Genomic DNA, 23,072 nt, shown 5'->3' with positions numbered 1-23,072 from the left:
GGCGGCAGGGGCAGATCGTACGTATTTGTTGCGGTGCGCGGGTGTGGGTCGCGGCTTCATCCCCTCAGGAGCAGGCAACGGTCCCAGGAAGCGGTGATCGCCGTGCTGACGGGGTCGGTGAGACGAACCAGGTGGATGCCTGCCGATCCGTCCATCAGGCCGACGCCGTCCGGCAGTCCGCGATGGTCCACATGCTTGTTGAGCCGCGCATTCAGGCGGGGTATATGCGACGCGAGTTCGTCGTCTACGGCATCGGCGGCGGCACGGGAGATGGTCTGGGTGAGCCCCGCCCAGCCGTGGCAGAGGGACGTGTCGGTGAGCTGGGCGAGCTGCTGGTCGTCGGCCAGACATCCGGCCAGGGCCTGCTCGGCTTGTCTTTGCCGGTCACGGTCGCCGAGGGCGAGGCCGGCGAGTTGTTGGGCGCGGGCGATGCCGGGGGTGCCGTAGCACCAGGACGGGCGTCTCGGTCCTGAGCGCTGGAGCTCGCCGAGTCGGTGTTCGGCTCGTGTGATCAAGTCCGGCCACCAGGCGCGCAAGCCTGTGTCGTTGCGCCACCGGTCGAGCCAGCCGCAGATCCGGGTGATGGCTTGCGTTTGCCCGGGCACTGTGTGGCCCTGTCGCAGGGCCGTGGCCAGCAGCGCCAGCGGTCCCGTGATGCCGTGGGCGAGGCCGAAGTTGCCGTGTCCGCCTGGCCATTGCGGCATCGGTCGCAGATCAGGGCTGTCTCCTGTCCACCAGCCGGGCAGACGTTGCGCCTCGATGGTGATCGGTTCCGTCAGCCGCACCAGGTAGGCGAGGACGTCCTGAAGCTCCGTCTTGTGGCCGCGGTGCAGGTGGTACACGCCCAGCCCGGTCAGTCCGCTGATGAGGTCGAACTCGCCCAGGGTGGGCAACGCGCCGCGATCGATGCGGGCGTGCGCCCGCTTGAGACGATGGCGTGTGACGTCGGCGAGGTGTGTGTCCAGGGTGGCCAGGGCGCGTGTGGCGGTGTTCGTGTGCGTGAAGCTGAGGACGTAGGCGACGGCCGGGGCGCCCTCGTACAGGCCACATGCTTCGGGCACAGCCTGGATCGGGCCCTTGAGCATGGCGGCGGCCCACGGCCGGAGCGCGTCCCGGTCCTCTTCGCCGGTGTGGGCCCTGACGGCGTGCAGCAGCGCGACTCCCGCCGCGCCGGAGTACAGCGACTGCCCCCAGCCGGGCCCCGTGGGTGTGGGCGGCGCGTCGTAGTTCATCAGCGGCTCTCCCCCGGCCAGGCGGCCCATGCGACGGCGGACTGACGGGCAAGGCGTCGGCAGATCCTCTCGTCCTCCCGGTCCAGGCCGCGCAGACGGTTGTGGTGCATGTGCAGCAAGGATTCCAGCACGGAGTCGAGGTCCATGCTCTCCGCGAGGCGCTCGCGATACAGCGCCAGGGCCACGGCGCGACGGTGCCACGCTTGGGCGAGCGCCTCGCCCCAGCCGCGGGCCCGAGGCGTGGTGTGGCGAACGAGTGCGACGGCCTGGTCGCTGACGCCTCGCTCGACGCGGGCCGGAGGCGCGGGGCGGTTCGCCAGCCATTGCATGCCCTCGTCGGGGCCGAGCAAGCCACAGGCGATGTCCACCATGCCGACCGCGGCCAGCGCGCGTCCGTCGATGCCGTCGGCTGCGGGGCCCTGCAGGGCGGCGAGAGCGTAGGCCGAGTCGGCCGTGAAGACCGCCTCGGCCCTGCGCAGTGCCGCACCTGGTCCGTAGCGTCGGATCTCCGGGGTGTACGTGTCGAACACGAGCCCGCTGCTGAGCCCTTGGCGTCGCAGCCCGGCGGCCCATTGGCCGACCAGCTCGGTGCAGGCGGCGTACTGCCCGGGGCTGCGGGTGCGGATACGCAGACGCAGGTGGTCGAAGTCGTTCGGGGTGCGGTATCGGACGAACCACCACTCGGGTGTGCCTGGAAGTTGGGCCACGAGGCACGCGAGGTGAGTGCCGATCAGCTCGTCGAACTGTTCGGGGTGGCTGTAGATCTTGGCGTTCAGCCAGGGTGCCTGCACCGCACCCGGCACGGGCCCGAGAGTGCTGTTGGTGAGGACGGGGAGGAAGCCGGAGAGCGGGTCGGGTATCGGTCGGCGGGTGCTGGTCATCGGCAGGGCGATCTCGTGGACGTGGCCGCCGATCCAGCCGTAGGCCTCCTCGGCCGGCGCCTCCATGAGCACGGCATGGGCTTCCCGGTCCAGGTGGGCGCGCAGGACCGCGGCGTGGGCGGGCACGTCGAGCTGGAGCCGACGTGCCCGGTCGTCCTCCCGCAGCTCGACGGTGCCGTGGCAGTGCCGGCGCTTCCGCCACCGGCCGAGAGCGTCGGTCCACTCCCGCATGTCCGCGCCACGGCTTGGCAGGTCGTCGGCGGTCAGGTTCCAGCGACAGGGAGAGAGGATCACTCGCCCGTAGCGGACGCGCGGCAGGAATGGCAGCCGTGCGCCGTGCGGCCCCCAGTCGAAGCCGGTCCAGGCAGGGCCGAAGGAGCGTGTCAGGTGCGCCAGGAACCTGGCCAGGGGCGGAGGTTGCTTGTCCAGGGCCATGGCGTGGAAGACCTGCGGGTCCACCAGGCGACGGCGGGAGATGCAGACCAGGTACAGGCGGGTGTGCGTGGCTGTGACCGCGAGGTCGTCGACGTCGATGACCGTCGGAGTGGTGTTGTCGTCGGGGCTGCGGTGCTCGCCCAACGGGATGACGTGAGGAAGATAAGCGGGGATACGGGCGACGTTCTCTGTGTGCGGGTAAAGGGGCGGGAAGGAGAGCTGGGCGGTCAGCGCGTTCTCGACGCCCGTGGGAACTTGGCGGTAGACCTCGTCGAGTCCCGTGCCGGTGGCGACCGCAGTGAACCGGGAGGTGAGCGTCCCCGCGGCGCGGGCCGGTGTCACCGTGAGCGTGAAGTTCCCGCGCTCAAGGGTGGACATGTTGTCGGCGTGCAGGCGCGCGCACATCTCCACGTGTGGTGGTACCTCCTGCCCGGTCGGCGCATCGCCGGCCAGGCGGTCGATCAGGCCGTCGGTGAGGACGACCTCTTGGCTGCCGTCGGCCAGCGCCTGCCAGGCGAGGGCCAGCAGCCGCTCGTCACGCTCGGACACTGCCGGGGGCGGTGCGGTCATGCGGCTGCCGGGGTACCCGGCCGGATAGCCGAGTCCGGACGCCGGGTCGACGACCTCCTTCACCGGCACGAGCGTGCCGGTGCCATACCGCTCCCAGAACGCGACCTGGTACTCCTTCCACACACCCTGGCCCGCCGGTCGGCGCGTGAGCCGCAGTAGAGCATCGGCAGCTCTCTCCATCTCCTGCGCGACGCTCTCGGGGATCCGTACTTCGGCGTCCAGCCTCAGGTCGACGGCCAAAGGGCTTCGACCCGCGTCGGAGAGCCCACGCAGGCGACCCGTGAGTTCCTCCCGAGCCGGCCCTTGCGCGATCGCCGGGCGCCGGTTGTGCTCGTGCACGGCGCGTTGCGCAGCTTCCAGTTCGTGCAGAACCTGCGCCACCTGCGGCACCGTGCGCGCGTCCGCGCCGTGCAGCCGCTCGATCAGGTGGGACAGCGGATCGGTGTCGGTCATCGGCGCGCGCAAACTGGTGATCAGGAATTTCTCGCGCACCAGCGCGCCGAGCAGTGTGCGGATGTTCCGCGGCTCGGTTCGGGGGAAGGAGGCCGCCAACTGCTCAGCCAGGGCGGCGAAGCGGACCGGGCCGCGCGCGAGGTCCTCGATCACGCGGACCGCGCTGGTGCGCCGGATGGTGGCGCCCATCGGTCCGCCGTGTGGGACGTGCAGACGTCCACCGCGGCGCGCCGACAGGTTGTTCATGACGACATCCAGGCGCTCCAGCAGGGCCGGGCACGCCTCCAAGCGGACGATGACGTCGTCCAGCCACTCGGTGTCCACCCGCACCACGGCCTGATGCGCGCCTCCCCACCTCACATGTGGGGTCGAACCCACGCCGGCTGCGGTGACTCCCGCGAAGAGGCCGAACGGGGTCGGTCGCCCGGTGGCCCGCAACAAGTAGCGGATGGTCGCCATGGCGGCGCGACGGACCTGCTTGTAGCGTGTCGGATGCCCAGCGCAGATCGCGTCGACCCGTGTGGCCAGATCGTCGCTTCCCTGCCGGACGGCGTCGGCGAACCGCGCATCGGCCCACACCTGCTTCAGCCACCTGCGGCACGCCTCTGTGTCGGAGGGGTCTGGCCACCAAGTCGGCAGACCCGTCAGCGGCATCGCGGCGGCCCGCAACAGCGCCGCGCCTGTGTGCTGGTAGAGCTTTCCGTCGCTTCCCATCCCCATGCCTCCGCCGTCAGTGCTGTGAACCAGCGGGGTCGGGGGCGGCTGCGCCCCCGACCCCGCGCATGAGCCGTCGTCAGACGGCGCTGGCGCAGGACGATGCGCAGGAAGCCGCGCACCCGTCACCGGTCCCGCACGCCTTGGGGAGCAGGTCGGCGCCGATCTCCGTGACGATGGTCAGGTCGACGTCGAACGGGTCGGCGGGCGCCTCGGGGGTGGCCGTCGCAGCGGACGCCCCGGTGGTGGCCGTCATGATCGGGCTGAGCATGGTTGCGGTCATCGCATTTCCTGTTCTGTCGGAAGGTTCCGAACGGTTCGTCGTTCCGACCGGCCTGCGTATGGATTGCCGCAGGCCGGCTTTCTGCGTTCGCAGCTTGGGTGCGGCCCCTCTCCGGTCGACCGGGTCCCGTCCGCTGCGTGCCCGGGGGCACCTCGTGTGGTGCGGTCTGCCCAGCACTGGCGCGCATTCCGCGTTGCCTCCAGCCACGTGAGCCGAGACGCCAAAGGTCCGGCGCCTCGACGAAGAGCCTCGTCGGGGGCCGTCGGCGGCGGTACGCCGTCAGCACGCCGTTTGTCCGCCGTCCGGCAGCGCGCGGAGAGGCGGAGCTGCGGCGTACCGCCGCGGCTCCGGCGTGACGAGGCTGATCGATCCAGTGCCAAGCGGAAACGAGAAGCGGCGATGGACGCGGTGGACGAAGAGCGCCTCTGCAGGCGGATGCCGATATGGCGTCATTGGGTGAAGTTGGCGGATTGCACCGAGCCTTCGGGTCTCGCGCGCAGACACGTACGAGAGTTCCTCGATGGACGTGCCGCACCGGAACGGGTCGACGACGCCGTTCTTATCGCCTCGGAGCTTGTGGGCAACGCGCTCAGGCACACAGTCGGCGGACCGGACCGCATGTGTGTGGAGATCTACCAGGACGTGGCGGTACTGCGCGTCCATGACACGGGACGGGATGTCTCCAGGGTGCGGGCACGCTCTGCCGAGGAGCCGGTCAATGAGTTGACGGGCAGTGGTCTCGGACTGCTGCTCGTCGGCGAGCTGGCCTCCGCGTGGTCCGTCCGGCCGACGGCGATCGGCAAGGAATTGGTCGTGATTCTCGCCTTGTCCACCGGCGGGCTACCTGAGCGCGACGTTCCTCCGCACATCCCAGCGGTACGTTCGCCCCTCGCGGCGGAGTTCCACCAACTGGATGGCGGAGACGGAGAGTTCGACAGCCGGTAGAGCGCGAAGTCCTGAGACCGTCTCCACGACGGGCGCGGCGGGACGCCGTCGATTGTTGTACGCGAGGCTCAGGTGCGGCCGGAAGGCGGACGTCGGCTTTTTCGGGGCCAGGCCGACGCTGCTCCCCGCCCGGGCCAGCGCGTGGTGCAGCCGGAGCAGGGGTTCCCAGGGGCCGAGAGACAGGCGGACAGCGCCTCGGGACCCGGCCAGCGGCATGGCGTGTACGGAGAACGCGGAAGGCAGCAGCGCCTCGACTTCCCGGGCCAGGCTGTCCAGTTGGCCAGGGCTGACGGCTCCCGGCGTACCGACTCGGGCGAGGGTGATGTGCAAGCCGTCCGTCGGCACCGGGTCGAGGCCGAGGGACGCCAGCTCCTCCAGACAGTGCCCGGCGAGAGCAGCGAGCCGCTGATCATCCGGGAAGGTCAGCATCCAGTAGTACGCCCGGCTGCCGTCCGACCAGCCAGGGCGTGCCCAGTGGTCGGTCATCTCGTCGAGTGCCCTGAACGCCGCCCAGTCGTGGGCCGCGGTGACCGCTGGATCGTGCGTGTCGGCGGGGGGCTCGGCGGGGAACGCGGCGGGATCGGCGCTGAGCAGGGGCACCCGACGTACTCCTTCGGCTTCACACTGCCCTGGAGTACGACGACACCCTCGGCGCCTACGACGCGGATGAGGCCATGGCCAGGGCCGCTGGCTGCGAGCTCCAGGTCCGGAACTCGTCGCCATAATCGCGTACCGCCCGGTGATCACGCCACGGCCCGGCCTGCTCGTGCAGGTCTCGGGAGCGTTGGTAGACGGAGCTGATCGGTGTGTCACCGCACAGCCGCAGGGCCTCACAGCCCAGCGCCATCGCGTGGTCGATTTCGGGCGTGCGCTGCTGCAACAGCGCAGTGGCGACGTCGAGACGTACGAGCGAACGGCTCCAGGAGGAGGTCGAGTGCTCCACGAGATCGTCGATGTGCTCGGCGTCGCGCAGTACCTGGGCCGTGTTCCGCAACGCCACGTGTGATGTTACGGCGTTGGCCAGGGTTCTTGCCCGTCCGTACGGCTCGAAGGAGATGCAGGAGGTCAGCCCGACGGTCACCTCGTGGAGGTCGGAGAGGCGGAGCGCCTGTCCGATGGCCTGCTCGACGGCACGCCGGTCGCCGGTCTTGCCGAGGGCTTGGGCGCGGCCGTTGGCGAGTAGGCGGATGGACTGGGCGTGGCGTGGGGCGCGCTCGACGGCCGCGGCGGCGCAGGCGTCCGCCTCGTCGTACCGGCCGGCGTAGTACAGGCTGAAGGAGAGGGTGCCGCACGCCCAGAGGTCGGTGTCCAGGTCGCCGATCTCACGGCTGAGATCCCGGGCTTCGGTGCAGTACGCCTCCGACAGCGCGAAGTCGCCCATGTTCACCGCCATGTAGCCGAGCAGGCCGGAGGCGCGAGCGGCGAGGCGGAAGAGCTCCCGGCGGGCGCGTGGGGGCTGGCGGCCGTCGAGGAGAGTGTGAGCGAGCTGCCGCACCTGGCGGGCCTGGGGGCGCAGGACGTACGGCCCGTCCTGTTCGTACCGGCCGGCGATGTCCTCCAGCGAGGAGTCGAGGAAGGCGAGCGTCGCGTCGTCGGCGTTGCCGGCCGTGAGCTGCCGGGCCCGGGTGACGATGTCCAGTGGGTTCTCGTCGTCCTCGCGTGGCGGAGGCGCACTCGTCCCCTGCCGGCCCGTGCTCGCCTCCTCGTTGTGGTCGTGCGCGGAGTCGCCCTCGTGCGCCGTGGAGAACAGCTCGGACACGGATCTGCCCAGCATGTGCTCCAGAACCCGGCAGGCGTCAGGGCGGGGCAGAGTCAGCAGCTCCCCGCCGTACCAGCGGTCGAACTGACGTGGAGAAACCTGGAGGGACGCCAGTCGGGGGTCTTGGTCGAGCTCTGCCAGCCGGGCGGCGGCCCGCTCGTACTGGGCCGCGAAAGCCTCGTGCGTCGTCAGGTGCCGTTGCTGGAGCAGCTGCCGAAGCAGCGTTGTCCGAGGCATGGCCCACCCTCCCCTACGAACACGCGCCGTGACGCCTGACAGCATGCCGACGCAACAAGCAACTGGACAATATGTCTGGTGAAGTTGACTCGTATGGGTTGTAGAGGTGTCGCCGGTACGGAGAGACTTCCGGCATGGCCTTGAAGAAAAGCCTGGTCCCGCAGTCGGTGTACCGACGGCAGCTCGCGGCCCGACTGAAGGAGCTGCGTGACGCAACCGGGCTCACCCTCACCGAGGTCGCCGATCAACTGGAGGTGAACCAGGGGTCGCTGAGCCGGATCGAGAACGGCGAACGAGGTACGACGCCAATCCTCGTCCGGGCTCTGCTGGACCTGTACGGCGTCAAAGACGAGGACCGGCGCGCCGACGTGCTCGATCTCGTACGGGCGGACAAGGAACAGCAGAAGCCCTGGTGGCGGAAGTACTCGACAGTGCTCACCCCGACCCGCTACGACGGGTACCTCGCACTGGAGGCCGGCGCGACGCACCTCGCCAGCTACCAGCCGATGCTCGTGCCGGGACTTCTCCAGACCGAGAGCTACGCCCGTGCCGTGATCTCCCAGATGAGGAAGGAGCTGTCACCGCCACAGGTCGAGTCTCTGGTCAGGGTCCGCATGGAGCGGCAGAACAGCCGCTTGGGCAGTGAAACCCCCGCCAGACTCTGGGCGATCCTCGACGAAGCCGTGCTGCGCAGGACGGTCGGCTCCACAGAAGTCATGCACGATCAGCTGCGGAAACTGGTGGACGCGAGCGAGCAGTCGAACGTCACCGTCCAGCTGCTGCCGTTCTCCCTCGGAGCGCATCCCGGCCTGTACGGCCCGTTCGTCATCCTGACCTTCCCCGCCCCCACGCCGAACCTGGTGTGGCTGGAGAACCCCAAGAACTCCGTGTATCTCGAATCCCCGGAGGACGTCGACAACTACACGGCAATCTTTGAGCAGTTGAGGGACACCGCCCTCGACACGTCGGAGACCCGCACCCGCATCGCACACATCAGCAAGGAGCTCGAAGAGTGAGCACGCCCCGCATGGCCGTCCCGCGCTATGTCACGACAGCTCCGCACGACGTCGATCTCGCACGCGCGCGGTGGCGGAAAAGCTCATACAGCGGGGGTGCGAACGACTGCGTGGAAGTTGCTGCGCTGGGCGACCGCGCCGCAGTACGCGACTCCAAGGACATCAGCCGTGGGCCGTTGCTCTTCTCGACGGCGACGATGCGCGCGCTGGTTGGCGGGATTGCCAACGGGTCGATCAGCGAGCGTTGATACCCAAAGGCGAACTGGCGCGTGAGAGACAGCCGTGAGAGCCGTCATGGTGGGCACAGGTGCCCCCGTCTCAAGACGGGCGTGAAGGGGGAATGGTAGCGCCGACGACAGTATCGCTGGGGAAACTATCGCCATCGGGAGTCTTGCATCGGCCGGTGGGCGCCGTTCAGCGACTGGCGCCCAGTGCGAGCAGAATCTGAACCCCCCTTGCAATGGGCCCCACTCGAAACCGTCAGAGATCGTTGCCCGCGTACGAGAGATTGAAGCTCTTGTTGGTCAGGGGGAAGTCCGGGACGATCGTGTCCGTCAGGGCGACCGGTAGGGCGGGCCAGTTGAAGAAGGACGGGTCGACCGGCTTGACGCGGGTCAGGGTGCCGTCGGGGGTCAGTTCGACGCGGGTGGTGATGGAGCCGCGCCAGCCCTCCACGATGCCCACGCCGGTGCGGGGGGCCGCTGCGGACGGCGGCGGGGGTGACAGCACGGTCATGGGGGCCGACAGTCCCTCGGTGAAGTACTCGATCAGGGTCAGGGAGACGTCGATCTCCTCGGCGCGGACCAGGAAGCGGGCCAGGACGTCGCCGCTGTCGTGGACGGGCACCGTGAGCCCTGTGCCGTCGTACGGCGTGAACGGGTGGCCGGTCCTGGCGTCGGCGCCGAGGCCGCTGGCGCGGGCGACGTAGCCGAGGCAGCCCATCGTGCGGGCGGCGTCGGCGTGCAGGATCGCGGTGCCGGTGAAGCGGTCGCGGACGGTGGAGTGGCCCAGGGCCAGGTCGGCGATCTCGCGGACGTCCTCGCCGATCGCCTTCAGGCGCCCGGGGTCGGGCAGGGCGTGCAGGGCCGCGCCGCCCGGGACGACGCCGCCACGCAGCAGCCGGTGGCCGGTGATCTCCTTGTTGAGGCGCAGGAGTTGCTCGCGCACCCGCTGCGCCTGGGCGTTGAGGACGCCGTGGCCGGCGTCGTTGCAGAGCATGCCGAGGTCGGCGACGTGGTTGTGGATCCGCTCCAGTTCCAGGAGCATCGCGCGGGCGTTCTGGGCCGCCACGGGGACCTCGGTGCCGGTGGCCTCCTCGACGGCCAGGCAGTACGCGAGGGCGTGGCCGACGGCGGTGTCGCCGCTGATGCGTTCGGCCAGCGGGAGTCCCGCTGCCACCGAGCGCCCCTGGAACAGCTTCTCCACGCCCTTGTGGACGAACCAGAGGCGGGCCTTGAGCTTGAGGATGGTCTCGCCGACGACGGAGAAGCGGAAGTGACCGGGCTCGATCAGGCCGGCGTGCACCGGGCCGACCGGGATCTCGTACACGCCGTCGCCCTCGACCTCCAGGAAGGGGTACGGCCCCTCCTGCTCGCCGAAGGCCGGCGCCGGTCCCGCGTCGGGGCGCATCGGGTACCAGCCGCGCGGCCAGTGGAAGTGACGGACCAGGCGGCGCGGCAGGGGGTGGTCGAGGGGGACGATGCCGAACAGGTCGCGCATCTCGCGCTCGAACCGGCCCGCGGGGAAGGAGAGATGGGCGAGCGAAGGCACCTCGGGCCGGTCGGGGTCGAGGCGGACGTGGAGTTCCGTACGGGTGTCCGGCGGGCCGGAGACGAACAGGTACACGACGCGCAGGCCGTCGTCGTCGTGGTGGGCGGCGATCAGCGCGAGCCGGTGGCCGTCCGCCAGCAACCGTTCGGCCCGCAGGGGCAGTTCGGTGGCGTCGATCTCGTGCGTGGTGCGCATCACGTCAGTGGCCTCCGATCGTCCCGGCCGCGGTGTGCAGCAGGTCGGTGAGCGGGCCGAGGCTCACGCCCAGGGCGGCGCAGGCAGCCAGGCCCAGCATCAACGGCCATACGGCGGACGGGCTTTCCGTTACCGGTGTTCCCGTGCCGAGCAGCATCCGGGCGACGCGGACGGCGAGCGCGGCGAAGACGACCAGTACGAGCAGCAGGGCCGCCGCGGTGACCCAGGCGAGCCCCCGCCCGGCGGCGAAACCGGCCCGGGCGATGCCGAGTTCGGAGGCGAAGAGGCTGAACGGCGGGAACGCCATCAGCGCCAACGCGGCGAGCCCGAACGCCCCGGCCAGCGGCGGCGCCTTCGCGATCAGGCCACGCACGCGTCCGATCCGCGTGGTGCCGGTGAGCTGGAGGATGCGGCCGGAGGCGCAGAAGGCGACGGACTTGGCGAGCCCGTGGCCGGCGATGTGCAGCAGTGCGGCGGACAGCGCGAGCGGGCTGCCGATCGCCGTGGCCAGGGCGATCAGGCTCATGTGCTCCATGGACGAATAGGCCAGCATCCGCTTGTGGTCGCGCTGGGCGAGCAGCAGTGCGGCCGCGAGGGCGAGGGTGAGCAGCGCGATCCCGGCCAGCAGGACCCGGGTGAAGCCGGCGCCGAGAGCGGCGTCCGCGATGACGCGGTAGCGCAGGATCGCGGCGAAGGCGACCGAGAGCAGGACTCCGGACATCAGGGCGGACACCGGCGCGGGTGCCTCGCTGTGGGCGTCGGGCAGCCAGGCGTGCAGCGGGACGAGACCGGCCTTGGCGCCGAAGCCGAGGACGACGAGGGTGATGCCGAGCCGGGTCGCCGCCGGGTCGAGCCGGTGGGCGCGGGCGGCGAGGGTGGGCCAGTCCAGCGCCCATGCCTCGGAGATGCCGGCCTGCCGGGCCGCGTAGTAGATCAGCACGGTGCCGAGGAAGGCCAGCGCGATGCCCGCCGAGCAGATCACCACGTACTTCCAGGCCGCCTCCACCGACGTCCGCGTGCGGCGGTGGCCGACGAGGAAGGCCGTGACGATCGTGGTGGCCTCGACGGCGACCCACAGCACGCCGAGGTTGGCGGTGACGACGGCCAGGCACATCGCGGCCAGGAACGCCTGGACCAGAACGTGGTAGCGCCACACGGACCGCTCGCTCGCCCGCCCTGCGGCCCGCTCGCCGCTCAGATACGTCGGCGCGGAGCCGCAGGCGACCAGGGCGACCGCGCCGACCACCAGCAGCATCCACACGGTCAGCGCGTCCGCACGCAGCAGACCCGAATACGCCCGCCGGGATCCGCCGTCGTCCACGTCCTTCGCCAGCAGGCCGGCGCAGGTGAGGATCACTGCGGGTGAGAGGAGCCCGGTCCAGTCCCACCCGCGTCCACGTCCACGCCCAGGCCGCTCGGGCGCCGTGCCGGGCTCGGGCACGGTGGCGGGCTCGGGCACGGTGGCGGGCTCGGACGCGGTGGCGGGCTCGGACGCGGTGGCGAGTGCGGGCACGGGGGGAGGTCCCGGCACGGTGGCGGGCTCGGGCACGGGGGCGGGCTCGGGCACGAGGGCGGGTCCGGGCACGGGGGCGGGTCCGGGCACGAGTGCGGACTCGGGTGCCTCCGTCACCAGGACGGAACCCTGGGCGGACACGCGTCGGCGGGGCTCGGCGAGTTGTGCGGGGGCGTGGGTCGCGGCGGTCGCGCGGGGGCGCAGGGCGGGGACCGCGTACGCGCCGGCGATGAGGAACGGCACGGCGGCGGGCGCGGTGAGCAGCAGAGCGGAAGCGGTGGGGTCCATCAGTCGTGCAGCTCCCGCAGGTCGTCGATGTCGGTGGTGCCGAACGCCTCCCGCATCCGGGTGGTCAGCATCTGAAGCACCAGCACCGCCAGCAACACGTCGAAGGAGACGCCGAGTTCGACGATCAGCGGTACTCCGGAGGTGGCCAGGAGGGCGGTCGCGGTGATGCCGTTGTCCAGCAGCAGGAAGCCGACCACCTGGGCGGGCGCCCGCCTGCGGGTCACCAGCACGAAGAAGCCGATCAGGACGACGGCGAGACCGACCGGCAGGGCGCGGGTGGCGGGGGTCGGGTCCAGCGCGGTCAGGGGTCGGGCGACCGCGTAGGCCAGGAGCGTCAGCAGGGCCGCGGTCAGCAGCGAGGCGGCGACGTTGACCAGCGGCTGGGTCTCCCGGGTCTCGGCCGCGGCGGTGCCGTAGCGCTGCCGGTCCGCCGTGAGGGTGGCCAGCGCGCGGCGCAGCAGATACGGCAGCACGCCCGCTCTGAGCGCTCCGATGCCGACGCCCACGCCGACCAGGTCCCACCGGTGTTCGTGCGCGCCGAGCAGGACCGCGAGGGCGGCGAGCGCGATGCCCTGCAGGGCGAAGACCCGGATGATCGCGGTGAGTTCGCGCACCCACAGCACGATCACGGCGGCCAGCAGGAAGGCGCCGCAGGCCAGGTCGAGGAGCTGGGTGTAGAGGCCGCCGCTCATGACGCTCCGCTCAGGAAGTAGGAGGCGGTCACCGCGAGCAGCGCCAGCAGGAAGGACCCGGCCAGCAGTTCGGGCACCCGGAACAGCCGGATCTTCGCCCAGAACACCTCGGCCGCCGCGAGCACCGCGCCCAGCAGGCACACCTTCGCCGCGAACAGCACCAGCGCCACCGCGAGGGCCGCCCAGGAGGTGCCGGTGGCGATGCCCCAGGGCACGAACAGGGAGGACAGCAGCCCGAGCAGCAGGGTGAGCCGCATCTGGGCGCCGAGTTCCACCAGGGCCAGGTCGGGTCCTGCGTACTCCAGCGCCATCGCCTCGTGGATCATGGTGAGTTCGAGGTGGGTGGAGGGGTTGTCCACCGGAATGCGCCCGGTCTCCGCGAGCACGGCGACCGCGAGGGCCGCGGTGGCCAGCAGTCCGGCCGGTGAGGCGAGGCGGCCCGGTTCGTCGACCGCGCCGCTGACGATGGCCGGGATGTTGGTCGTCCCGGCCGGTATCGACAGCGCGAACACCGACAGCAGGATGGTCGGCTCCACCAGCGCGGCCACGGTCATCTCCCGGGAGGCGCCCATCCCGCCGAACGCGGTGCCGGTGTCGAGTCCGGCGAGGGCCAGCGCCACGGTGCCCAGCGCGATCAGCGCCACCACCAGGATGAGGTCCGCGTGGGAGCTGACCGGGGTGTCGGTGGACAGCAGCGGCACCAGGGCGGCGGCCACGACGGTGGTGGCGACCAGCAGCGCGGGCGCGGTCCGGAAGGCGCTCCCGGTCCCGACCGGCGTGATGGGCTCCTTGCGCAGCAGCTTGCGCGTGTCCCGCCAGGGCTGCAGCACCCCGGCCCCGGCCCGGCCCTCCAACCGGGCCCGCACCTGCCGCATCCACCCGGTCAGCAGCGGCGCCCCCGCGCCGACGACGACGATCTGCCCGGCCACGGCCGCATATCCGACAGCACTCATCAGTTCGCTCTCACCAGCCCACCGCCAAGGCCACCAGCAGGACGACCAGGCCGACGAAGCCGTAGCCGAGATACAGGTGGACGCTGCCGCCCGCCAGCCGCCGCGCGGACCGGCCCGTCCCGGCCAGGGCCCGCAACACCGGCTCGTACAGCCGGTGTTCGATCCGGTCGGGCACCCGGCGCTCGAAGCGCACCCGTTCCACCAGGTACGCCGACTCGCGCACGGGCGTGACGTTCAGGTCCTGCTCGGGGGCGAGGACGTCGTCGAAGACGCGCTGCAGCGGCTCGGCGAACGAGGTCGCCGTGTACGCCATGCGCGGGGTCGGCGCCCCGCCGCCGCAGTCCCACAAGCGCGCGTTCATTCGGCGCCGGCGGCGCCCGTACAGCCGGGGCAGTCCCACGGCCGCCATGATCGCGACGGCGAGGGCGGCCACCACCCACAGCGGCGACAGGGACGCCGAGATGTCCGTGAGCCGCACCCGCACTCCGCCTCCCGACAGCGCGCCGCTGCCGGGCAGTCCGATCGCGCTCACGGCACGGTCGAGGGCGTCGCCCAGCAGCCCCGGCACCAGGGCGAGCGCCACGCACGCGGCGGCGAGCAGTCCCATTCCGGCGATCATCAGGGGCGGTGCCTCCCGCGCGCCGTCCGCGCGTGGGCTGCGGGGCCGGGCGAAGAAGCCGACGCCGAGCGCCTTGACGAACGCGGCGGCGGCGATGCCGGCCGACAGCGCGATCAGCGCCACCGACAGGGGCAGCACGACGGCCACCGCGACGCCCGGCACCTGCAGGCCGTGGATCAGGGACTGCAGCAGCAGCCACTCGCTGATGAACCCGTTGCCCGGTGGCAGCGCCACCGCGCCGAGAGCGGCGAGCGCGAACAGTCCGGCCGTGGCCGGCATCCGCGAGCGCAGGCCGCCGAGCCGGTCGAGGTCCCGCAGCCCGGTGGAGCGCACCACCGACCCGGCCGCGCAGAACAACAGGGCCTTGAACGCGGCGTGGTTGACGACGTGCAGCAGCGCGGCGGCCAGCGCCAGCGCGGCCAGCGGCCGGTCGCCGTAGGAGGTGAAGAGCCCGCAGGCGCCGACACCGATGAAGACCAGGCCCATGTTCTCGCTGGTCGAGTAGGCCAGCAGGCGCTTGAGGTCGGAGGCCATCGCCGCCTGGAGGATTCCGTACACCGCGCTGACCCCGCCCACCGCGATCAGGCCCAGCCACCACCAGGCCGGGCCGCCGCCGAGCAGGTCGAGGCCGGTGCGGATCAGGCCGTAGACGCCGAGGTTGACCATGGCGGTGCTCATCAACGCCGAGACGGGGCTGGGTGCTTCGGGATGCGCGCGCGGCAGCCAGGCGTGCAGCGGCACGGCGCCCGCCTTGGAGGTGAACGCCAGCCCGGCCAGGACGAAGACCAGTCCGCGCACCGTGGGCGAGACGGTGTGCGCGCCGGCCCGCAGCGCGGCGAAGGTCTCGCCGCCCGCCCTGGCGGCGAACAGCGCGAACGCGGCCAGCAGCAGCACCAGTCCGAGGTGGGTCATCACCGCGTACCAGACGCCCGCCTGCCGTACCGAGGCACGCTCGCGGTGTTCGGCGAGGACCAGCAGCAGGGAGACGAGCGCCATCAGCTCCCACAGCACCAGGAACGTGGACACCGAGGCCGCCGCCGGTACCAGGACCAGCGTGAGCGCGAACAGCGGCAGCATCGCCTGCGCGGTGCGCGAGCCGAGCCCGTGCGGACCGTGCCCGGCCGCGTAGCCGACGCCGTAGACCGCGACCGCGACGACGACCGCCCCGGCCACCGCCATGAAGACGCCCGCCAGCGCGTCCACCGCCAGATGCGTTCCGACCAGCGGCAGCAGTCCGGGCAGGTCGGTGGCCCACCGGCTGCCTCCCAGCGCGGCCACGCCCGCCGCAGCACCGGCCACGCCCGCACCGGCCGTCAGCAGTCCGACGACCGGCACGCGCAGCCGGTACGGCAGTCCGAGCCCGGCCAGCGCGCCCGCGCCGCCCAGGGTGGTGGCCGTCGCGAGGGCGGCCGGAATCGCGCTCACCGCCCGGTCACTCTCCGCAGGGCCGCCACAATGGCGTCCGGCTCCGGCGGGCACCCGGGCACGGTCAGATCCACCGGTACGACATCGGCGACCGCGCCCTCCACGCCGTGACCACCAGCGAACTCCCCGCAGTTGATCGCGCAGTCGCCGACGGCGACCACGAGACGGGGCTCGCCCATCGCGGCGACCGTGCGCCGCAGCGGCTCCGCCATGTTCCGTGTCACCGGCCCGGTCACCAGGGCCACGTCCGCGTGCCGGGGCGAGGCCACCTGCCGGGCGCCGTACCGCTCGGCGTCGTACACCGGGTTGAAAGCCGCCGCGATCTCGATCTCGCAGCCGTTGCAGGAGCCCGCGTCGACGCACCGCACCTGGACCGAGCCGCCCAGCTCCCGCGCCTTCTCGGGCACGTCGCCCTCGGGGCGCGGCGGGGCGGGTTCCGCCGCCCGCCCGGTCTCGCGGATCCTGCGCAGCAAGCCCATGCCTACTCCGTGACTCGGTGAGGACGTGTCCGTGGGAGACCAACGAGACGTCCCACGGCTGGAGTTACGACGTTTGCCGACACTTTGCTCCGGTTTGGAACCGTGCCGGTTCGAACGGCGGCGTCGCTACGACGGCGGTTTCCCCTGGTTCTGGGCGGCCCGCAGGTCGGCGAGCAGTTCGGCCTGGCCGGCCAGCACTCCGGACAGGATGGTGCGGGCGACCCGGAGCAGGTCGGCGATGTGCGGGCTGGTCAGCGAGTAGTACACGGTCGAGCCCTCTTTGCGGGTGACCACGAGGTTCGCCCGGCGCAGCACCGCGAGCTGCTGCGAGAGGTGGGCGGGCTCGATCCCGACCTCGGGCAGCATCTCGGCGACCGCGTGCTCGCGTTCGCTCAGCAGCTCCAGGACCCGGATGCGCGCGGGATGACCGAGCGTCTTGAAGAACTCGGCCTTGAGTTGGTACAGCGGCGTACTCACCGTGCCGTCACCTCCCCAGCGGAGCAGCACGGCCGCGGCGGCCTGTCCTCGGTACATCGCGTCCACCCACTCGTCACACACATGTGGCCCATCCTCGCCTGCGGCTACGGCCAGGCGGAATCCGCGCGGGAGGGCCGCACCGCCGCGAGCCGGCGGTGCAGAAATCAACAATTGCTAAGTTTAGCAACTCTCTAGGTGCTGCGAGGGGGGTGTGTGGGAATCGGTCCGCCGCGGGTGGCGCCGTTTCAGTAGTCGATACGGTCCGACTTGGCCAGCCAGGCGTCGAACGGGGCCGTGCGGTTGGGCATGTCGAGGCGTTCGATCGCCATCGGCCACAGTTCCGCCGGGCGCTTCTCGAAGAGGTCGTAGAACTTGCGGTCGTCGAAGCCGGCCACCGCCGCGTCGTCGCGGTCGGCGGCGTAGACGATCCGGTCCACGCGCGCCCACAGGGCGGAGGAGAGGCACATCGGGCACGGTTCGCACGAGGTGACCAGGACGCAGCCGTCGAGCGAGAAGGTGCCCAGTTTCCGGCAGGCGAGGCGGATCGCGCTCACCTCGCCGTGGGCGGTCGGGTCCAGGTCCGAGGTGACCTTGTTGTTGCCGATCGCGACAACCTCGCCGTCCTTGGCGATCAGGGCGCCGAACGGGCCGCCGCCGTTGTGCACGCTGTCGGTGGCGAGGCCGATGGCCTCGTCCAGCCAGCCGCGCTCGAGGTCGGCGATGCTCGTTTCCTGGGTGTACGCGGTCACGGTCACTCCTTGTGGGCACACGGCGGGGATTCCCCGTATCGGCGTCGTTTTCGGTGTCGCATTCGGCGTCGTATCGGCGTCGTTCGCAAGTACACCCGCCGGGTACCGTCGGGGGTCAGTCACCGAAACCATGAAGGACCTGGCTGGTCGGCGGGGCACCCTTGGAGATTCGTCCGAAGTCAGGTCCCGGCGGTTTCGACGTCAGGTCCCGGCGGTCTCGAAGGTGCGCAGCAGGTCGGCCGCGACGCTCACGGCGATGGTCGCGGGCTCCTTGCCGGTGATGTCGGGCAGCCCGATCGGGGTCTTGATCCGGTCGATGGCGGAGTCCTCGTGACCTCCCTCGGTGGACAGCCGCTTGCGGAACCGCGCCCACTTGGCCGCCGAGCCGATCAGACCGATGGAGCCGAGGTGATCGGTGCGCAGGGCGGCGTCGCACAGCGCGGCGTCCTCGGCGTGGTCGTGGGTCATGATCAGGACGTGAGTGCCGCGCGGCAGTTCCTGAAGCACCTCTTCGGGCAGCAGCGGCGTGTGATGCACGTGCACCTGCGCCACCGCGTCCGCCAGCACGCCGAGCCGCTCCTTGGTGAGGATGTCAGAGCGGGTGTCGATCAGATGGAGGTCGAGGTCCTGGCGGGACAGGATGCGCGCCAGTTCCAGGCCCACGTGGCCGACGCCGAAGATCGCCACCGCCCGTACCACAGGCAGCGGTTCGAGCAGCACCGTCACCGTGCCGCCGCAGCACTGCACGCCGTGCTGGTTGGTCACCTTGTCGTTCAGGGCGAAGTCCATCAGCTCCGGCTCCCGCTCGGCCGCGGCCATCATCTCCCGGGCGCGGCCGATCGCGACGGCCTCGACGTTGCCGCCGCCGATCGAGCCCCAGGTCCCGGTCTCCCCCACGACGAGTTTCGCGCCGGCCTCGCGCGGGGCGTGGCCGCGCACGGTCGCGACGGTCACCAGGACGCCGGTCTCCCGGCGTGCCCGCAACCGCGCGACCGCGGCGACCCAGGTCATGTCAGGCACCGCTCAGCGCTTCCACCGCGCGGCCGTCGACGGCGGCCGGGTCGCGAAGGGCCCGGGCCTCCTCGATCGCCCAGTACACCGCTTCCGGTGTCGCGGGCGAGGCCAGCTCGACGCTCACCCCGCGCGGCCCGAACGCGGCAGCCGCCTGCCGCAGCGCCTCCCGCACCGAGAACGCCAGCATCAGCGGGGGCTCGCCCACGGCCTTGGAGCCGTAGACGGCGCCCTCCTCGGTGGCGTTCTCCAGCAGCGTGACGTTGAACTCCTCGGGCATCTCGGAGAAGCTCGGCAGCTTGTACGTGCTCGCCGCCTGGGTCTGCAGCCGGCCGCGGCCTGGCCCGTCGCCGGTGTCCCAGCGCAGGTCCTCCAGCGTCAGCCAGCCCGCGCCCTGCACGAAGCCGCCCTCGACCTGGCCGATGTCGATCAGCGGGGAAAGGCTGTCGCCGACGTCGTGCACGATGTCCACGCGCCGGATGCGGTACGCGCCGGTGAAGCCGTCGACCTCCACCTCGGTCGCGGCGGCGCCGTGGGCGAAGTACTTGAACGGCGATCCGCGGAACGTCTTGGCGTCCCAGTGCAGCCCCTCGGTCCGGTAGAACCCGGCCGCCGACAGCTGCACCCGCTGGAAGTACGCGGTGTGCACCAACTCGTCCCAGGCCAGCTCCTTCTCGCTGCCCAGGGCGCGCGCGACGCCCTCGACGATGCGTACGTCGGAGGCGTTCGCGCCGAGCTGGGTGGCGGCCACCCGCAGCAGCCGTTCACGCAGCTGCTCGCAGGCGTTCTTGATGGCGCCGCCGTTCAGATCGGCGCCCGAACTGGCCGCGGTCGCCGAGGTGTTGGGCACCTTGTCGGTACGCGTCGGGGCGAGGCGGACCTTGTGCAGCGGGATGCCCAGGGTGGTCGCGGCCACCTGGATCATCTTGGTGTGCAGGCCCTGGCCCATCTCGGTGCCGCCGTGGTTGATCAGGACGGAGCCGTCCTTGTAGATCAGCACCAGCGCGCCGCCCTGGTTGAAGGCGGTGAGGTTGAACGAGATGCCGAACTTGATGCCGGTGACCGCGATCGCCCGCTTGGTGTGCGGGTGCGCGGCGTTGAACGCGGCGATCTCGCGCCTGCGGTCGGCGAGGGAGGCGTTCTCCTGCACCTGGTGCCAGACGGTGGAGATCCGCTCGGCCTGCGTGACCGGCTGGCCGTACGGCGTCGTCTGCCCCTGGCCGGGCCGGTAGAAGTTGCGCTCGCGCAACTCCATGGGGTCGAGGCCGAGTTGCGGGGCGACGCGGCCCAGGATGTCCTCGATCACCAGCATGCCCTGGGGGCCGCCGAAGCCGCGGAAGGCGGTGTTGGAGACCGTGTTGGTTTTGGCGATGCGCCCGGCGACGCGGGCGTTGGGGATCCAGTACGTGTTGTCGATGTGGCACAGCGCCCGGGCGAGGACCGGCTCGGACAGGTCCAGGCTCCAGCCGCCGTCCGCGGTCAGCGTGGCGTCGAGGGCCTGGATACGGCCGTCGGCGTCGAAGCCGATCCTCCACGAGGCGTGAAAGCCGTGCCGCTTGCCGGACATGGTCAGGTCCTGCGTGCGGTTGAGCCGGAAGCGGACAGGGCGGCCGGTGAGCTTGGCGCCGAGCGCGGCGACGGCCGCGAACCCGTGCGGCTGCATCTCCTTGCCGCCGAAGCCGCCGCCCATGCGCAGGCACTGCACGGTCACCTCGTGGGCGGGCACACCGAGCACATGGGAGACGATCTCCTGGGTCTCCGAGGGGTGCTGGGTGCTGCTCTGGATGAAGATCTGCCCGTTCTCGTCGACCTGGGCGAGGGCCGCGTGGGTCTCCAGATAGAAGTGCTCCTGGCCGGAGAACTGGAACTCACCGGTGAACACGTGCGCCGAGTCGGCGAAACCGGCGTCGATGTCGCCGCTCTCCATCAGCGGCCGGGCGCCGTGGTAGCTGTCGGCGGCCATCGCGTCCTGCAGGGTGATCAGCGCGGGCTGCTCGTCGAGCTCGACCTCCACGGCCGCGGCTCCGAGCCGGGCCGCTTCCAGGTCTTCGCCGAGCACCCAGGCCACCGCGTGGCCGTGGAACATGACCTCGTCGGGGAAGAGCGGCTCGTCGTGCTTCATGCCGGCGTCGTTGACACCGGGTACGTCGGCGCCGGTCAGCACCCGGACCACGCCGGGCACGTCGAGCGCGGGCCCGGTGTTCAGCCTGGTGATCCGGCCGTGCGCCTTCATCACCTGCACGGGGTAGGCGTGCAGCACGTCCTTGGTGCGGTGGATCAGGTCGTCGGTGTAGAGCGCGGTGCCGGTGACGTGCAGGACGGCACTCTCGTGCGGCAGGGCGACGCCGACGGCGGGCTTCTCGGGACGCTCGGACAGATGACTCATGACGACACCGCCTCGGTGGTCTGTGCGTGCAGCTTCTTGAGACTCTGGCCGAGCATCGCGGAGCGGTAGAGGGAGCTGGCGCGATGGTCGTCCATCGGCGTGCCCTCGCCGCGCAGCACCCGGGCCGCGGCCTCGACGGTCTCGACCGTCCACGGCCTGCCCTCCAGGGCGGCCTCGGTGGCGAGGGCGCGGATCGGGGTGGCGGCAACCCCGCCCAGGCCGATCCGTGCCCTGCGGACGATGCCGTCCTCGATGTCGAGCGCGAAGGCGACCGCGACGCTGGAGATGTCGTCGAAGCGCCGCTTGGCGATCTTGTGGAAGGCGGTGACCCGGGCCAGTGGCAGCGGAATGCGTACGGCGCGGATCAGCTCGCCGGGACGGCGCACGCTCTGCCGGTAGCCGGTGAAGTAGTCCGCCAGCGGGACCTCGCGCTCCCCGTCGGCGTCGGCGAGCAGCAGCGAGGCCTCCAGGGCGAGCAGCACCGGCGGGCTGTCGCCGATGGGCGAGCCGGTGCCCAGGTTGCCGCCGAGGGTGGCGCCGTTGCGGATCAGCCGGGACGCGAACTGCGGGAACAGCTCTGCCAGCAGCGGTACTTGGCCGTCGAGCCGGCGCTCGATCTCGGTGAGGGTCAGCGCCGCACCGATCTCGATGTGGTCGGACTCCACGCGCAGCTCCCGCAGTTCGGGCAGCCGGTCGATGGCGATGACGCAACCCGCCCGGCGGGAGCGGATGTTGACCTCGACGCCGTAGTCGGTGGAGCCGGCGACCACCACCGCGTCGGGCCGCTCGCGCAGCTCCCGCAGCGTCTCGGCCAGGGTGCCGCGGCGCAGGAACGTGCTGTCGTCCCGGGCGTACTCGGTGGCGACCGCGGCGGGCGGGGCCTGCTCACGGCGCCGCGCGAGCGGGTCCTCGTCGGCGGGTTCCCCTACGGCGAAGGCGGCATCGCGGATCGGGCGGTAGCCGGTGCACCGGCACAGGTTGCCGCTCAGGGCGTGCAGGTCGAAGCCGTTGGGGCCGTGCTCGGGGTCGGTGTGTGCCTCGGTGCCGCCGCTCGGGTCCGCGTGCGCGCAGCGGCCCGGACGGTAGTACTCCGCGGCCATGCTGCACACGAATCCCGGCGTGCAGTAACCGCACTGGGAGCCGCCGCGGACCGCCATCTCCTGCTGCACCGGGTGCAGTTCGGGGGGTGTGCCGGGTGCGCCGACGGTGGCGAGCCCCTCGGAGGTGATGACCTCCTGGCCGTCGAGCGCCGCCGCCGGTACCAGGCAGGCGTTGACCGCCACCCAGTCGGTGGGCTTGTGCACCCCGGGACGGGCCACCAGGACCGAACACGCGCCGCACTCACCCTCGGCGCAGCCCTCCTTGGTGCCGGTGAGACCGCGCTCGCGCAGAAAATCCAGCACGGTGGTGTGGGGTGCGGCCGGTGCGATCGGTGTTTCTTTCCCGTTGACCGTGATGCGCGCCTCTGTCATGACAGGCCTTCGTTTCGGTGCGTGACAGATCGATTCATGATGTTCGCCAATTTCAGGCAGCTTTCTGTGTTCAGACGCGCCACATCACAGGAGCGGGCGCAAAACGGCACGCGTCAACGGTGTACCGGAAGATGGTGACGGGGAAAAACCCGGAACGTGCCGCGAGAGGGCACAGGAGAACGGCTGGTCAGCAGCCGTGCGCGATACGACCGGGAACCCAGACGTTGCGCTGGGCGAGGCGACCGAGATCAGAGCTGGTGTTCATCCGCTGGTCGCCTCCTTTCCTTCGTGCATACGGGTCGTCGCTTATCGCAAATTAGTGGCCGGTGGCATCGGGGGTCAAGGGGTGGCATCGGACCGAGGGCCGGACCACGTGGCGTGGTCCGGCCCTTCGGTGTTCAGTACTGCTGGGTTTTTCGGTGGTCAGTACTGCTCGGTCTCCACGAAGCCGTTGCTCGCGTTGTCGTCCGCGTCGAAGGCGGCGGCCGTGGGGTCGAATCCGGGCGGGCTGTCCTTGA

Annotated in this window: 19 protein-coding genes; 3 read left to right on the top strand and 16 right to left on the bottom strand. The window is 71.3% G+C overall.

From position 1 onward, the window contains the following. Positions 1–56: 56 nt before the first annotated feature. The 3 genes from JYK17_RS34390 to fxlA all read right to left on the bottom strand — a co-directional run bounded on the left by JYK17_RS34390 (position 57) and on the right by fxlA (position 4,568). Positions 57–1,232, bottom strand: a complete 1,176-nt coding sequence (locus tag JYK17_RS34390) for a lanthionine synthetase C family protein (protein ID WP_241662340.1) — start codon at positions 1,230–1,232, stop codon at positions 57–59. Beyond that, positions 1,232–4,285 (bottom strand): lantibiotic dehydratase, encoded by a 3,054-nt coding sequence (locus JYK17_RS34385; RefSeq protein WP_222811920.1) that lies wholly within the window; start codon positions 4,283–4,285, stop codon positions 1,232–1,234. The genes JYK17_RS34390 and JYK17_RS34385 overlap by 1 nt, the downstream gene beginning before the upstream one ends. 79 nt (positions 4,286–4,364) lie before the next feature. Continuing rightward, positions 4,365–4,568, bottom strand: coding sequence for an FxLD family lanthipeptide (gene fxlA / locus JYK17_RS34380; RefSeq protein ID WP_181362656.1), 204 nt, complete (start codon positions 4,566–4,568; stop codon positions 4,365–4,367). A 399-nt stretch (positions 4,569–4,967) separates the two neighbouring features. Between fxlA and JYK17_RS34375 the strand changes: the two genes are divergently transcribed. Then, complete coding sequence (locus tag JYK17_RS34375) at positions 4,968–5,513, top strand: ATP-binding protein (protein ID WP_128802336.1); 546 nt, start codon at positions 4,968–4,970, stop codon at positions 5,511–5,513. On the opposite strand, the gene JYK17_RS34370 is transcribed toward JYK17_RS34375, so the two are convergent. Next, positions 5,409–6,113 carry a 2'-5' RNA ligase family protein gene (locus JYK17_RS34370; RefSeq protein WP_128802337.1) on the bottom strand — a complete coding sequence of 235 codons (705 nt, stop codon included), beginning with the start codon at positions 6,111–6,113 and terminating at the stop codon, positions 5,409–5,411. The two genes, JYK17_RS34375 and JYK17_RS34370, sit on opposite strands and share 105 nt — an antisense overlap. 55 nt (positions 6,114–6,168) lie before the next feature. Beyond that, positions 6,169–7,509: a tetratricopeptide repeat protein gene (locus JYK17_RS34365; protein WP_222811919.1), complete on the bottom strand. Its 1,341-nt coding sequence runs from the start codon at positions 7,507–7,509 to the stop codon at positions 6,169–6,171. Between the two features lie 134 nt (positions 7,510–7,643). Here JYK17_RS34365 and JYK17_RS34360 point away from each other — a divergent pair, with 134 nt between their 5' ends. Further along, positions 7,644–8,525, top strand: coding sequence for a helix-turn-helix domain-containing protein (locus JYK17_RS34360; protein WP_222811918.1), 882 nt, complete (start codon positions 7,644–7,646; stop codon positions 8,523–8,525). Beyond that, positions 8,522–8,773, top strand: a complete 252-nt coding sequence (locus JYK17_RS34355; RefSeq protein ID WP_308011730.1) for a DUF397 domain-containing protein — start codon at positions 8,522–8,524, stop codon at positions 8,771–8,773. Before JYK17_RS34360 ends, JYK17_RS34355 begins: the two co-directional genes overlap by 4 nt. Positions 8,774–9,005: 232 nt before the next feature. Here the strand turns inward: JYK17_RS34355 and JYK17_RS34350 are convergent, their stop codons facing one another. From JYK17_RS34350 to JYK17_RS34300, 11 genes are all read right to left on the bottom strand, one after another. After that, entirely contained in the window at positions 9,006–10,490 is a 1,485-nt protein-coding gene (locus tag JYK17_RS34350) for a hydrogenase large subunit (RefSeq protein ID WP_222811917.1), read from the bottom strand. Between the two features lie 4 nt (positions 10,491–10,494). Next, entirely contained in the window at positions 10,495–12,291 is a 1,797-nt protein-coding gene (locus JYK17_RS34345; RefSeq protein WP_261996466.1) for a proton-conducting transporter transmembrane domain-containing protein, read from the bottom strand. After that, positions 12,291–12,983 carry a hypothetical protein gene (locus JYK17_RS34340; RefSeq protein WP_108015684.1) on the bottom strand — a complete coding sequence of 231 codons (693 nt, stop codon included), beginning with the start codon at positions 12,981–12,983 and terminating at the stop codon, positions 12,291–12,293. The genes JYK17_RS34345 and JYK17_RS34340 overlap by 1 nt, the downstream gene beginning before the upstream one ends. Continuing rightward, entirely contained in the window at positions 12,980–13,936 is a 957-nt protein-coding gene (locus tag JYK17_RS34335) for a respiratory chain complex I subunit 1 family protein (protein WP_108015683.1), read from the bottom strand. Before JYK17_RS34335 ends, JYK17_RS34340 begins: the two co-directional genes overlap by 4 nt. 10 nt (positions 13,937–13,946) lie before the next feature. Beyond that, a complete protein-coding gene (locus tag JYK17_RS34330) occupies positions 13,947–15,980 on the bottom strand; it encodes a proton-conducting transporter transmembrane domain-containing protein (protein ID WP_222811916.1) in 2,034 nt (677 codons plus the stop codon). Then, positions 15,977–16,459 (bottom strand): NADH-quinone oxidoreductase subunit B family protein, encoded by a 483-nt coding sequence (locus JYK17_RS34325; RefSeq protein ID WP_108015681.1) that lies wholly within the window; start codon positions 16,457–16,459, stop codon positions 15,977–15,979. Before JYK17_RS34325 ends, JYK17_RS34330 begins: the two co-directional genes overlap by 4 nt. A gap of 126 nt (positions 16,460–16,585) precedes the next feature. Further along, positions 16,586–16,936, bottom strand: coding sequence for an ArsR/SmtB family transcription factor (locus JYK17_RS34320; RefSeq protein ID WP_108015736.1), 351 nt, complete (start codon positions 16,934–16,936; stop codon positions 16,586–16,588). A 245-nt stretch (positions 16,937–17,181) separates the two neighbouring features. After that, on the bottom strand, positions 17,182–17,685 hold the full coding sequence (locus tag JYK17_RS34315) for a nucleoside deaminase (protein WP_108015680.1): 504 nt from the start codon (positions 17,683–17,685) through the stop codon (positions 17,182–17,184). A gap of 201 nt (positions 17,686–17,886) precedes the next feature. Continuing rightward, positions 17,887–18,696, bottom strand: coding sequence for a xanthine dehydrogenase accessory protein XdhC (gene xdhC / locus JYK17_RS34310; protein WP_108015679.1), 810 nt, complete (start codon positions 18,694–18,696; stop codon positions 17,887–17,889). A 1-nt stretch (position 18,697) separates the two neighbouring features. Beyond that, positions 18,698–21,082, bottom strand: coding sequence for a xanthine dehydrogenase molybdopterin binding subunit (gene xdhB / locus JYK17_RS34305; protein WP_108015678.1), 2,385 nt, complete (start codon positions 21,080–21,082; stop codon positions 18,698–18,700). Next, positions 21,079–22,554, bottom strand: coding sequence for a xanthine dehydrogenase small subunit (locus JYK17_RS34300; RefSeq protein ID WP_222811915.1), 1,476 nt, complete (start codon positions 22,552–22,554; stop codon positions 21,079–21,081). The genes xdhB and JYK17_RS34300 overlap by 4 nt, the downstream gene beginning before the upstream one ends. Between the last annotated feature and the right edge of the window lie 518 nt (positions 22,555–23,072).

The organism is Streptomyces plumbidurans, from assembly GCF_019857225.1.
Taxonomy (GTDB): Bacteria; Actinomycetota; Actinomycetes; order Streptomycetales; family Streptomycetaceae; genus Streptomyces; species Streptomyces plumbidurans.
Note: the sequence above shows the minus strand (reverse complement) of the source record. Positions and strands in the feature narration are given on the sequence as shown.

What these genes read in the sequence shown, in the direction of transcription:
- fxlA (WP_181362656.1), bottom strand. Translation starts at nt 4,568, where the DNA reads ATGACCGCAACCATGCTCAGCCCGATCATGACGGCCACCACCGGGGCG.
- JYK17_RS34350 (WP_222811917.1), bottom strand. Translation starts at nt 10,490, where the DNA reads ATGCGCACCACGCACGAGATCGACGCCACCGAACTGCCCCTGCGGGCC.
- JYK17_RS34360 (WP_222811918.1), top strand. Translation starts at nt 7,644, where the DNA reads ATGGCCTTGAAGAAAAGCCTGGTCCCGCAGTCGGTGTACCGACGGCAG.
- JYK17_RS34325 (WP_108015681.1), bottom strand. Translation starts at nt 16,459, where the DNA reads ATGGGCTTGCTGCGCAGGATCCGCGAGACCGGGCGGGCGGCGGAACCC.
- JYK17_RS34390 (WP_241662340.1), bottom strand. Translation starts at nt 1,232, where the DNA reads ATGAACTACGACGCGCCGCCCACACCCACGGGGCCCGGCTGGGGGCAG.
- JYK17_RS34385 (WP_222811920.1), bottom strand. Translation starts at nt 4,285, where the DNA reads ATGGGAAGCGACGGAAAGCTCTACCAGCACACAGGCGCGGCGCTGTTG.
- xdhB (WP_108015678.1), bottom strand. Translation starts at nt 21,082, where the DNA reads ATGAGTCATCTGTCCGAGCGTCCCGAGAAGCCCGCCGTCGGCGTCGCC.
- JYK17_RS34365 (WP_222811919.1), bottom strand. Translation starts at nt 7,509, where the DNA reads ATGCCTCGGACAACGCTGCTTCGGCAGCTGCTCCAGCAACGGCACCTG.
- xdhC (WP_108015679.1), bottom strand. Translation starts at nt 18,696, where the DNA reads ATGACCTGGGTCGCCGCGGTCGCGCGGTTGCGGGCACGCCGGGAGACC.
- JYK17_RS34345 (WP_261996466.1), bottom strand. Translation starts at nt 12,291, where the DNA reads ATGGACCCCACCGCTTCCGCTCTGCTGCTCACCGCGCCCGCCGCCGTG.
- JYK17_RS34300 (WP_222811915.1), bottom strand. Translation starts at nt 22,554, where the DNA reads ATGACAGAGGCGCGCATCACGGTCAACGGGAAAGAAACACCGATCGCA.
- JYK17_RS34375 (WP_128802336.1), top strand. Translation starts at nt 4,968, where the DNA reads ATGGACGCGGTGGACGAAGAGCGCCTCTGCAGGCGGATGCCGATATGG.
- JYK17_RS34340 (WP_108015684.1), bottom strand. Translation starts at nt 12,983, where the DNA reads ATGAGCGGCGGCCTCTACACCCAGCTCCTCGACCTGGCCTGCGGCGCC.
- JYK17_RS34335 (WP_108015683.1), bottom strand. Translation starts at nt 13,936, where the DNA reads ATGAGTGCTGTCGGATATGCGGCCGTGGCCGGGCAGATCGTCGTCGTC.